General features: G+C 42.7%; 11 protein-coding genes. 7 read left to right on the top strand and 4 right to left on the bottom strand.

Translation table 11 applies throughout. The features are described 5' to 3' along the window. Positions 1-99 precede the first annotated feature (99 nt). A complete protein-coding gene (locus tag ACSSS3_RS18465; protein WP_442845880.1) occupies positions 100-606 on the top strand; it encodes a DUF4168 domain-containing protein in 507 nt (168 codons plus the stop codon). Positions 607-751: 145 nt separating this feature from the next. Here ACSSS3_RS18465 and ACSSS3_RS18470 read toward each other — a convergent pair whose 3' ends face one another. Continuing rightward, positions 752-2,215, bottom strand: a complete 1,464-nt coding sequence (locus tag ACSSS3_RS18470; RefSeq protein ID WP_442845881.1) for an aminoacyl-histidine dipeptidase — start codon at positions 2,213-2,215, stop codon at positions 752-754. A gap of 148 nt (positions 2,216-2,363) precedes the next feature. On the opposite strand from ACSSS3_RS18470, the gene ACSSS3_RS18475 reads away from it, so the two are divergent. From ACSSS3_RS18475 to ACSSS3_RS18490, 4 genes are all read left to right on the top strand, one after another. Then, on the top strand, positions 2,364-2,648 hold the full coding sequence (locus ACSSS3_RS18475; RefSeq protein WP_442845882.1) for a 4a-hydroxytetrahydrobiopterin dehydratase: 285 nt from the start codon (positions 2,364-2,366) through the stop codon (positions 2,646-2,648). A gap of 76 nt (positions 2,649-2,724) precedes the next feature. After that, entirely contained in the window at positions 2,725-3,450 is a 726-nt protein-coding gene (locus tag ACSSS3_RS18480; protein ID WP_442845883.1) for a YebC/PmpR family DNA-binding transcriptional regulator, read from the top strand. Positions 3,451-3,565: 115 nt separating this feature from the next. Then, positions 3,566-4,783, top strand: a complete 1,218-nt coding sequence (locus ACSSS3_RS18485; RefSeq protein ID WP_442845884.1) for a peptidoglycan-binding domain-containing protein — start codon at positions 3,566-3,568, stop codon at positions 4,781-4,783. Positions 4,784-4,785: 2 nt separating this feature from the next. Further along, a complete protein-coding gene (locus ACSSS3_RS18490) occupies positions 4,786-5,298 on the top strand; it encodes a hypothetical protein (RefSeq protein ID WP_442845885.1) in 513 nt (170 codons plus the stop codon). A 105-nt stretch (positions 5,299-5,403) separates the two neighbouring features. On the opposite strand, the gene rny is transcribed toward ACSSS3_RS18490, so the two are convergent. From rny to ACSSS3_RS18505, 3 genes are all read right to left on the bottom strand, one after another. Then, entirely contained in the window at positions 5,404-6,969 is a 1,566-nt protein-coding gene (gene rny / locus ACSSS3_RS18495) for a ribonuclease Y (protein WP_228229426.1), read from the bottom strand. A gap of 223 nt (positions 6,970-7,192) precedes the next feature. After that, the gene (locus ACSSS3_RS18500; RefSeq protein ID WP_442845886.1) at positions 7,193-7,483 is read right to left on the bottom strand and encodes a cell division protein ZapA; all 291 of its coding nucleotides are present in this window, start codon (positions 7,481-7,483) and stop codon (positions 7,193-7,195) included. A gap of 9 nt (positions 7,484-7,492) precedes the next feature. Continuing rightward, positions 7,493-7,783: a hypothetical protein gene (locus tag ACSSS3_RS18505; RefSeq protein ID WP_442845887.1), complete on the bottom strand. Its 291-nt coding sequence runs from the start codon at positions 7,781-7,783 to the stop codon at positions 7,493-7,495. Between the two features lie 383 nt (positions 7,784-8,166). Here ACSSS3_RS18505 and ACSSS3_RS18510 point away from each other — a divergent pair, with 383 nt between their 5' ends. Then, positions 8,167-9,858, top strand: a complete 1,692-nt coding sequence (locus tag ACSSS3_RS18510; protein ID WP_442845888.1) for a M23 family metallopeptidase — start codon at positions 8,167-8,169, stop codon at positions 9,856-9,858. 5 nt (positions 9,859-9,863) lie between these two features. Continuing rightward, complete coding sequence (locus ACSSS3_RS18515) at positions 9,864-12,320, top strand: TonB-dependent receptor (protein ID WP_442845889.1); 2,457 nt, start codon at positions 9,864-9,866, stop codon at positions 12,318-12,320. Position 12,321 lies beyond the last annotated feature (1 nt).

Here is a 12,321-nt window from a genome sequence, read left to right on the forward strand (position 1 = left end):
TCTGTTAATTTTTTCTAAATAAAAACCGATTAAGCCTTATACCTCTGGCATTCCCCATCTTATTTGTTATCCTGTAGACTTAATTAATAAAAGCAATACATGATTACATTTAAGAGAAACATCATAAGCCTGGCGCTTACCGGCGCTTTACTTGGGGGATTTAGCCTTACGGCGAAAGCACAACAGGCAGAAACTCCTATCGCAGATCAGGCACAGACCGAAATCACCCCTGACGAACTCAATAATTTTGCAGATGCCTTTGTAGAGGTACAAAGCGTAAATCAAAACGTCAAGCAGAAAATGATGGCATTAATTACCGAAAACGGTCTCGAGGTAGAGCGTTTTAACGCCATTCAGAAAGCAAAAATGAACCCGGAAGTACCTGTACAGGCAACGGAAGATGAATTGAAAAAGCATGCGCAGATTGTTGCGCAATTGCAGGAAATGCAGCCGCTTCTGGTAGAACAAATGAAGGAAGTTATTGAAAACCATAACCTTTCCTTTAACCGGTATCGCGAAGTTGCAATGGCATTGCAGCAAAGCAAAGACTTACAAAAGCGCTTTCAGGACGTTATGAATCAAAAGCAAACAAATTCTGAAGGATAGAAACTAAAAAAGGCTGTCAAAAAAGCAAACCGTGTCATATTGAGCTTGTCGAAATATTTTCAACTTACTGATTATCAAAATCGGTTTCGACAGGCTCAACCTGACAACTCAGTTTATTAAGACTTTTTAGACAGCCTTTTTTTATTTAGGCCTTAGGGATATCTTTTAAGATTTCCAGCACAAACGTCCAGAATTTCTGAACCGAAGAAATACTCACCCGCTCATCAGGAGAGTGTGCTCCCCGAATGGTAGGCCCAAAGGAAACCATATCCATCTCAGGATAGTTTTGTCCTAAAATTCCACATTCGAGCCCGGCATGACAGGCGGCCACGTGAGGTTCGTGGTTATTTATTTTTTTGTATTTATCGACCAAAACCTTTAATATGGGACTGTTCATATTGGGTTTCCAACCGGGATAGGCTCCCGAAAAATGGACTTCACAGCCTGTTAATTCAAAAGCACTGCGTACGGTATTCGCGAGATCCGTTCGTGAAGATTCTACCGATGAACGCGTGAGGCATAAGACTTCAATTGCTCCCCCACCCACACGCACGCGCGCAACATTATTAGATGTTTCGACCAGATTTTCAATATCGGGGCTCATACGGTATACTCCGTTCCAAACGGCCTGCATCGCCTTGACAAAACCTTCCTGAACTCCCAGCTCCATCACAAGCTCCGGTAAATTTGTGGCTTCCAAAGAAATATTCAGATTAGGCTCCAGATTTTGATATTCTGCCTTTATAGCTTCGGCGAGTTCGGCTACATCGGCCTGAAAAGCTTCGGCATGAACCGAATCGATACAAAAAATCGCAGTTGCCTCTCTCGGGATGGCATTGCGCAAACCGCCGCCATCAATCTCGCTGATGCGTAAACCGTAGTTTTCAAAAGAATCAGTTAGGAAGCGATTCAGCAATTTATTAGCATTACCCAAACCTTTAATAATATCCATTCCCGAGTGTCCGCCCTGAAGGCCGTTTACGGTAAGCCGGTATCCAGTTTTACCGGGTTCTGTCTCTTCCTGCCTGTAATTGCGTGTGGCCGTGATATCTATTCCGCCGGCGCAGCCTACTCCTATCTCGTCATCTTCCTCAGTATCCAGATTAAGCAGGATAGCTCCTTTCAACACTCCCGGTTTTAAACCCATCGCGCCGGTCATTCCGGTTTCCTCGTCTATGGTAAAAAGTGCTTCAATCGCAGGATGTGGAATAGTTGTACTTTCAAGCAAAGCCATAATCGTGGCTACACCCATACCGTTATCGGCCCCAAGAGTTGTGCCTTCGGCCTTTACCCAATCTCCTTCAATTTTCATTTTTATACCTTCTTTGGCAAAATCAAACTGGGTGTTGTTATTTTTCTGGTGCACCATATCGAGGTGAGACTGCAACACCACCATTTTTCGGTCTTCAAGTCCCGGTGTTGCCGGTTTGCGTATAATCACATTACCTACTTCATCTACAAAAGTTTCCAGTTTTAAATTTTCGCCGAAGGCTTTCATAAAAGCAATTACCTGCTCTTCGTGCTTTGAAGCCCGGGGTACGGCATTGAGATCAGCAAAGTTTTTCCAAACCGGCTGAGGCTCGAGCCGGCGTATTTCAGCATGTGTCATAAAGTCAATTTTTGCAAAGGTAAGGTTCTCTTTTGGCTCTGCCGAAGAAACTTAAAATATGCTTAAAGTGCCCTAATGATCTGCACCAATAGTGCGAAGTCTTAACTTAAATGGCGAAATTTGATAAAACACAATTAAAAAACACACCATGAGTAAATTAGACACCCGTAGTATTGAAGAACGCCTGGAGAAGTTGGAAGGCTGGGAATATAAAGACAACGCCATTCACACCTCGCTGGAGTTTGAGAATTTTAAGGAAGCCTTCTCGATGATGACCCGCATCGCTTTTGAAGCCGAAAATCAACAACACCACCCGGAATGGACAAACGTGTACAACACCCTCAATATCTCGCTATCAACTCACGATGCCGGTGGCGTGACCGAAAAAGACTTCAAACTGGCACTTGCTATTGAAAAACTCATCGACGCTTAAACCCGATTTATAGGGCAAAAAAGAACTTTTCAAACTGGCGAATTTTACTAAATTTACCGCCTTTAAAAATGAAATTATGGGAAGAGCATTTGAGTTTAGAAAAGCACGTAAAATGAAGCGTTGGAGTGCGATGGCTAAGGCTTTTACACGTATAGGCAAAGACATCGTGATGGCTGTTAAAGAAGGCGGCCCCGACCCTGACACAAACTCACGGCTTAGAGCCGTTATACAAAACGCCAAGAGCGTTAACATGCCTAAGGACAACATTGAGCGGGCCATTAAACGGGCCAGTGATAAAAGTCTGGGCGAATATAAAGAAGTGCTTTTTGAAGGCTATGCCCCTCACGGTATCGCGATTCTTATTGAGACCGCAACCGATAATAACAACCGTACCGTAGCTAACATACGCTCCTATTTTAATAAGTGTAACGGAAACCTAGGTACCTCGGGCTCTGTTGAATTTATGTTTGACCATACCTGTAACTTCAGGATTGCGGCAAACGGTATCGACCCGGAAGAATTGGAGCTTGAACTTATAGATTATGGCGCCGAAGAGGTTTTTGAAGATGAAGACGGAATACTTATTTACGGCCCCTTTGAAAGCTTTGGAACTATTCAGTCTTATTTAGAAGAACACAATCACGAGATTTTGTCAAGTGGTTTTGAACGGATTCCGCAGGTTACCAAAAAACTAACTCCGGAACAGGCTGAAGAGGTAGAAAAACTTCTTGAAAAGATAGAAGAAGATGAAGACGTACAGAATGTTTACCATTCTATGGATGAAAGTTCTTCGGAAGACTAAATCAACATCAGGAAAAACAGGTAGTTAAATAGGGGCATTTGCCCCTATTTTTTTGCCTTTTGTTTAAGCCACGCATTAATTCATACATTTATAAGTCATTATAATTAAAGATGTTATGAGTACGTTGAGATTGGGATCTGTTGACGCCGGAAAGCTTCCGGCAGACAAAGGCGATTTTTTACGACCGTATCACCGGTGGATGGCTACACGATTAAGAGACCGTGAGCAGTTTAGGGACGAGGCCAATTTTCAATGGCAGGATTTTAAGGAGCAAAGCGGAAATCTGGTTTTTAGACTGCAGCGCTTTCTCAAAAACAAAGGCTTCTTCCCCAATGCAGAGCTCAGTGGGATTTTTGGCTACGGCACTCAGTCTGCCACACGCCTGTTTCAGGAATACGTCTATTCAATAGAAGGTAACAAATCTATAGGTCTGCCCGATGGTGTGGTTGGGCCTAAAACCTGGAGCCACATAGACCGCTGGGAATCAAACGGGATAATAAATGACTGGGCACGGCACGATTTAAACAATCCTACCGAAGAATTCAGACTATGGTTTGAAATCCTGAATAAAGCCAAATCCCATTACAGCTCTTCTGACAATAAGATAATGGCAGACGTGGCAGGCTATCCCAAAACCTCAGACACGTATGCACCACAACACTGGGATTTTGATCCTGCAAAAACACATCTTATCGGCATACGCCGCAATCCTGACCTGAGTGCTCAAAAAAGAGAAAATGATGACCTGTTTATTTTACTTATAAAGGGTCTCGCTTTTACATTTTGGGGTAGTACAGATCCCAGCGCCTCGATGGCAGATCGCAGTGATGAGGCTTTTTTGGTGGAAGGACAGCATAAATACCGGCTTAGCTGGCATAAGATTGCGAGTGCTCAAAAGATATACAAAGCCCTAAGACCGTATTCAAAAGGAGTTTTGGTTTACAGGGATAAAGTTGCAGACAACGCGCTAACCGATGCCGATATTGCAGCAGGTCTTGATGAGCCCAATACCACTATAAACATACATTGGTCCGGAGATGGGCGCACAAACTTCTCGGCAGGTTGCCAGGTTATTGCCGGGCGCAGTTATATTGATCCGTCAGGTCGCGTTATTAGCTGTAAAGATTATGCCGGCATTTCCTACGACGATCTTGCCCGTGGCAAAACCCGGGGTGCCTACAATGTATTAAGTGATCTCGTGGTATGCTATAACAAACCCGATGATGATTGCGTCTGGTATACTCTGGGGCGCGAAAAAAATCTTTCTGAAGTAAACAGCTCCTTCCCTGCCGACTATCTGAAAAAATCATTAAATGAACTCAAAAATGTTTAAAAATGGATCTTGCTAAACTTATCTCTATAGTTTTAGGAAGCAGTTTGCTTACCGGATTGATGGGTTTTCTGTTATTAAAGCAAAGCGAAAAGATTACCAATACCGTAAAATCTCAGCTTTCCTGGAAAGAGAAGGCCTGCGAAGCCATGGGAAGTATTTATTTTCAAATGCAACGATCGAGCCTGGCATTTGAACGTTATGTAAAAGCTAAAACACCTGAAGAACGTCATTACATTGAGCAGGAGGTTCTTTTAAAATCAAATTCAGCGGTAAATAATCTGATACTTACTCAGGGGTATCTCATTGCTCCTGAGCTGTTGGAAAACACCAAAAAACTGCTCAATCATTATGATGCATGGGTTGAAAAATATCAGCGTATGCGGGTGACGAGCCAGAGCGAGGAGAAATTTGTATTCGTAGGTCCTGATGGTTATCCATTTCCCAAAGAGCTCGAGCAGCAATTGGCAGATCACTATCTACGGCTTTGGAATGAGTTGTATGGTAAATCAAACTAAAGGGACAAGATTATAAAATCCCTTTTCTATACTTAAAACCACTTAGATTAATATTCATGTTGGGTAAAACTAAAAAGCCGCTCTTTTCAGAGCGGCTTTTTTAATTTATTTGGCGATGTTTACCGCCCTGGTCTCCCGTATTACGGTGATTTTCACCTGACCGGGATAGGTCATATCGGTTTGTATTTTCTGCGAAATCTCAAACGAAAGGGCCGAAGCGCGCTCATCGTTTACTTTCTCACTTTCTACAATCACCCGAAGCTCACGCCCCGCCTGAATGGCATAGGCCTTTTTAACCCCGGCAAAACCAAAGGCAATATCTTCAAGATCTTTCAAGCGCTGAATGTAGGAATCCAACACCTGACGACGCGCTCCGGGACGGGCGCCACTTATCGCATCACACACCTGTACGATAGGCGCAAGTAGTGTTTTCATCTCAATCTCGTCGTGGTGAGCACCAATAGCGTTACAAACATCGGGTTTCTCACCGTATTTCTCTGCCCATTCCATACCCAGTAAGGCGTGTGGAGTTTCGCTTTCCGTCTCGGGCACTTTACCTATATCGTGTAAGAGACCTGCACGTTTGGCCAGTTTAGGATTTACACCCAACTCGGCAGCCATAGTCGCGCAAAGTTTAGCCACTTCCCTACTGTGCTGTAACAGGTTTTGACCGTAAGAAGAACGGTATTTCATTCTACCCACAGCTTTAATGAGTTCTGGATGAAGCCCGTGAATACCAAGATCGATAACGGTACGTTTACCCACCTCAACAATCTCCTGTTCTATTTGCTTGGTTGTCTTTTTGACCACTTCTTCTATACGAGCCGGGTGTATACGGCCGTCTGTAACCAATTTATGCAACGACAAACGGGCAACCTCACGGCGTACGCTATCAAAACAGGATAAAATGATCGCTTCAGGTGTATCGTCTACTATAATTTCGACCCCTGTTGCGGCTTCAATCGCTCTGATGTTTCGACCTTCACGACCAATAATGCGTCCTTTTACATCATCGCTTTCCAGATTGAATACGGAGACGCAGTTTTCAACCGCTTCTTCGGTACCGATACGCTGAATGGTATTGATGATAATCTTTTTAGCATCCTGCTCTGCAGTAAGCTTAGCTTCCTCCATCGCATTTTGAATATAGGCCATAGCATCACTCTTAGCCTGATCTTTCAGAGACTCGATAAGCTGATCCTTGGCATCCTCGGCAGACAGACCACTTATTACTTCAAGCTGCTGAATTTTACTGGCGTGCATCTTGTCGATATCACTCTGCCGCTTTTCGAGGTATTCAAGGCGCTCATTGTAGTCCTGAACTTTGGTCTCAATATCCTTGTTAAGTTTCTTATTCTTTGCAAGTTCACTGCTTACCTGAGACTCTTTGTCACGCGTGCGCTTCTCGATCTCATTGATTTTTTTATCACGGGCCAAAATTACTTTTTCGTGCTCCGATTTAAGCTCAATAAACTTTTCTTTAGCCTGAAGGATTTTATCTTTCTTGATAGAATCTCCTTCATTTTTGGCCTCTTTAATAATGTTTTCGGCCTCTTTTCGGGCGTTACTAACGATTTGAGAGGCATTATTTTTTTCCAGCAATTTTGCCAGTAAAAATCCCAGAGTGCCGGCTATCAAGATGACCCCTACGATTGTTAAAACTGTGTCCATAGATTAAGTGTATATATATAAAAAGCCTACATTGGAAGTGTTTTGAGTAAACTCCTTATATAAATCATAGGACTAACGGGCTGATCAAGAATCCGTTCATCCCGAAAAATCGGGAACGGCGCGCTTTTACAACCCAGACTCATCCTTCTATAAAGAATTAGTGTTGAGTTCACCAAAAAATGTAACCAATGTAGGCAGTAAGTAAATTCTAATTTAAAGAACGTTAGGATAACTGGCTCTGAATCAAATCTTCAAGATTCTTGAGTTTAAGAGCTGCTTCAGCCTGCTCTCCCTCTCCTGCCAGATCCCTTTGTATTGTTTTAGAAGCAAATTGTAGTGCGCACATCGCCAAAACATCCTGCTTATCTCTAACGGCATAACTCTGCTCAAACTTTTTAATCATCGCCTCAATATCTTTTGCTGCCTTGCGCAGGGCTTCTTCCTGCTGGGGCAAAATAGTGAGTGGATATACCCGGTCTGCAATAGAAAGTTTTATTTTGAGATGTTCAGACATATCCTTTGTTTAATCGGCTAACTGCGCAATACAGGCATCTATCTCCCGCATCATTGCATTTATTTTGAGCTTGGTTTCCCGTTTATAATCGTTACTGCCCAGCATAGCATTTGCTGTCTTGAGTGTGCTGTACTTCGCTTCCCAGTTTTCTACACGTTTCTTGAGCGCTGCATTCTCTTCTTTGAGCTGTGCATTTTCGGCCGCAAGAGCCTGTAATTGCTGTTGAAGTTGCTGATGTCTGTTAATAAGAGTAGTTGTTGCCTTTTGCAATGATCCTACACGCTCTAACAGTTCACTCATAACCTTTTTTTAACAATGCTTGGTCTCACAAAGTTAACATTCGACATCTAATAACACAATACAATCTATTTTATTTTTAAAGCCACAACATCTATTACGTAAACGATTGAATATGACACCCGGCAAGTCAGTTCAAATCTTAAAATACAGCGGCTCCCTTAGTGTCTGATTTAAGATTAGTAAAAAAATCAGAGGTTTTCTATACGATTTTTAGGGCGCTGCTGTTTAGTTTTATACCCGCTTATCCCGGATACCTTTAAAGCTGCCGTTTTTAAATTATAATCTTAGAATTTCTAAGGCAAACGGCATTCTTTTTAACACGAAAGATGTATAATTTAGAGCGATTAACCTTCCGCTTTGCGGAATTCAATATTTTAAAATCTGTGCAAAAATTATTTAGCCTCTTTATTCTTCTTAGTACCTTAATTTCTTTCGCTCAGGAAGAAATACCTCAAAATTACTTCATCAAACCCTTAAAAATCCCCACGGTTCTTGCAGGATCATTTGGCGAATTGAGAAGCAATCATTTTCACAGCGGCCTGGATATTAAAACTCAGGGGCGCACCGGTCTTGATGTGGTGGCCAGTGCATCAGGTTACATAAGCCGAATCAAAATTTCGCATTACGGTTACGGAAAAGCGCTATACATAACCCATCCCAACGGGTACGTCACCGTTTACGGTCATCTGGATGCTTTTGCGGGGGTTGTGAAAGACTATGTAAAAACAAAACAGTACGAGGCGGAAAGCTATGAGATTGAGTTATTTCCGAATCCGGACGAATTGCCGGTAGATCAGGGTCAGCTGGTCGCCTACAGCGGAAATACCGGAAGCAGCGGTGGCCCGCACGTGCATTTTGAAATTCGAGATAAGAATGAGCGCCCTATGAATGCTCAGTTGTTTGGCGTTGAAGTTCCCGATCACAGCTCACCGGTTATCAACGATCTTTTGGTTTATGCATTTTCAGATACCAGTACCGTAAATAACTCGAGAAACAAGGTGCGATTAAAGTATACCAAACAGCCCGATGGAAACTTTTTAAGCGAAAAAGTAACCGCTTACGGGCCAATAGGTTTTGCTATCGGGACCATCGACCGGCAGGATGGCGCACCCAACAGCAACGGGATTTATAAAATTGAAACTCGCTTAAACGGGTCTAAAACGCTGGAGGTCGAAATGGACAAGTTTTCTTTTGCCGAAACCCGCTACCTGAACCGTATGATTGATTATGCGCTTTTTGAATCAGAAAGGGATCGTGTTCAAAAGTTGTTTATAGAGCGCAACAATCCGCTAAGCATTTTTAAAATGGAGCAGAACAAAGGAATTCTCAATCTGTCAAAAGAAGGAGGTTCTGCTTTGTATACCATCAAAATTTCAGATCTGCCCGGAAATACCACGACACTCACCGTTCCCATAACTATTCAAAAAGTAAATACTTTAAATCCGTTAATGCCTAAAGAAACACCTTATCTGGTGCAGCCTGAAACGGCACAAAATTTTGAAGTTGGCTCCTGGTCGCTTTTTATTCCGAAAGGTGCCTTTTATGATGATTACTATCTGGACATCAAAGCAAATACAGATGCCCTGCACCTCGATCAGGATACGATTCCCGTTCACGAATACATACGCCTGGGTTATGATGTTTCGGCATTTAAACCACAGGATCGCGAACGCTTGTATATTGGCAGGGTAAACAGCCGCGGTTTGTTAAGTTACGAAGGCGCGACCCTAAATGGAGATGAACTTTCTGCAACCGTAAACAGCCTGGGAGATTTTAAAATAGGTCTTGACACGACTGGGCCTACGATTGAATCGCTCGACTTTAAGGATGGAAAATGGATTTCTGAGCTGAAGCATATCGATTTCAAAATTAGCGACAGGGATACCGGCATAAAAAGCTATCGGGCAACCATCAATGGAAAATTTGCTTTGCTCGAATATGAATACAAAAACAACAGGCTTCGTTATTTTTTTGAAGATGGAATCAGTGTAAGCGGAGCAAATGATTTTAAACTGATTGTGACCGATAATGTAGGAAATAGCACTACTTTTAGCGCAACTTTTTACCGAAAATAATCGTATTGAAGCGTCTCGTATATCTTCTTACCGGTATTCTGATTCTGGCAACACAGACTATACGTGCACAGGAAGCCACGCTAACCGGAATTGTATTTGGGGAAAATGAAAAGCCCTTAGAACAAACCAACATCAGCACTGTTGGAAGAGGAACTACAAGTACAGAAACCGGCTTTTACACCCTAAAGATTCCCGCAAATACAGTTGTTGAAGTACTGTTTACGCACATCGGCTTTATGCCGGTAAGGCAGCAATTCCGGCTTAAGGAAGGTGAAATTTTTGAATTCAATCCGGTGCTCAAAGTAGCTGTTGAACAAATATCAACAGTGATTATTTCGGGAGACAACAGAGATCAGATTGAAGGCATCACAAGTCTCGACCCCGAAACGGTAAGGAAAATCCCCGGAGCCAACCCCGGAGTTGAAAACCTGCTGCAAACGCTCCCCGGTGTGAGTTCTAACAATGAGCTCAGCACGCAATATGCTGTGCGCGGTGGCAATTATGATGAAAACTTAATCTACATAAACGACATTGAAGTCTACCGCCCTTTTCTCATACGCTCGGGACAACAGGAAGGTTTTAGCATTGTGAATGCAGATTTGGTACGTGATATTGATTTTAGTGCAGGTGGGTTTCAGGCCAAATACGGGGATAAACTTTCTTCCGTTTTAGACATTACCTATCGCAGACCTGTTGATTTTGCGGCGACAGCAGATTTAAGTCTTTTAGGCGTTTCGGTTTCTGCGGAAGGACTTTCAAAAAATAAAAAGTTTACAGCTCTGGCAGGTGCCCGGTATCGGGATAATTCGCTTTTGGTAAATGCCAAACAAACCGAAACCAATTACAAACCTCGCTTTACCGATTTCCAAACCTATTTAACCTATACCTTCAACTCTAAATTTCAGTTGGATTTTTTAGGAAACCTGAGTAGTAACCGCTACAATTACGAGCCGCTTACGCGTCAGACTAATTTTGGGACCTTAGCAAATCCTATTGCTCTTGTCGTAAATTACGAAGGTCAGGAAGAGGATCGTTATTCCACCGCTCTGGGTGCACTCTCCGGAAGTTATAAGCCCAATGAAAATCTCAATCTCAAACTTATAGCTTCGGCATACCATACTCAGGAACAGGAATATTATGATATTCTGGCACGGTATGCTTTGGGTGTCCCGAATACAGATATAGGAAGTGATTCAGCCGGCAGTGTCGATTTTACAGAAGACATAGGCTCGCAACTTACACACGCCCGCAATAAACTGGATGCACTCATCGTAAACCTGCAACATCGCGGACAATACCAAAAAGATAATAACCTTCTTGAATGGGGATTAAAATGGAGCCACGAATCTATTCGGGATCGATTGCAGGAATATGAAATTATTGACTCGGCAGGATTTTCGGTAAGACCACCGCTAGAAGGTTTCAGCAATCAGCAACCTTACGAACCTTTTGATGCTCCATTAGAACCTTTTACAGCCGTTCGCGCTCAAAATGAGGTTGACATCAACCGCATTTCAGCATATGCACAGTACAGTAAAAGACTGAGTTTAAAAGACGCTAAACTTTGGTATAATCTGGGCTTACGCGGGCAATTATGGACTGTAAACAGTCTCAATCAGCCGCAAAGCACACAGGTTATTGTGAGTCCGCGTGGGCAAGTAAGTCTCAAGCCAAATTGGGATACCGATATGCTTTTTCGATTTTCGGCAGGTCTCTACCAGCAGCCTCCTTTTTATCGGGAATTACGGGATTTTCAGGGACGTGTCGTTCCTGACGTTAAGGCGCAAAAAAGTCTGCACCTGGTCGCGGGAAATGATTGGAGTTTTGATCTTTGGGGAAGACCATTTACCCTAAATTCTGAACTGTATTATAAAAATCTTACCGATGTGAATGCGTATACGCTTGAAAATGTAAGGATACGTTATAGGGCCGATAACGGTGCAAAAGCTTATGCTTATGGTCTTGATTTAAGACTCTCAGGAGAATTTGTTCCCGGAACCGAAAGCTGGGTGAGTTTAGGCATTCTTAAAACCGAAGAATCTATTAATGACCGTGGTTACATCCCACGTCCAACAGACCAACGCTTAAAACTGGGAATTTTGTTTCAGGATTATGTACCTACAATTCCTGATATGAAGTTGTATTTGAATACCGTTTTTCAAACCGGACTTCCGGGAGGATCGCCCAGTTATACCGATCCTTATTTGTATCAAACCCGATTACCATTCTATTTCAGATCTGATATCGGATTTTCGTATGTGATTATTAATTCTTCCGGTAAAAACCAAAAAAACAGTCTTTTTAAAGAACTGAGTGCAGGCCTTGAGATTTTTAATGTGTTTGACCGGCAAAACAGCATAACCAACACCTTTGTACGTGATGCAGCGACACAGCAGCAATATGCAGTACCCAATTATCTTACACCCCGGGTGTTTAACTTTCGCGTTAGCGCAAAATTTTAAA

It is taken from the genome of Leeuwenhoekiella sp. H156, assembly GCF_052218455.1.
GTDB lineage: Bacteria > Bacteroidota > Bacteroidia > Flavobacteriales > Flavobacteriaceae > Leeuwenhoekiella > Leeuwenhoekiella parthenopeia.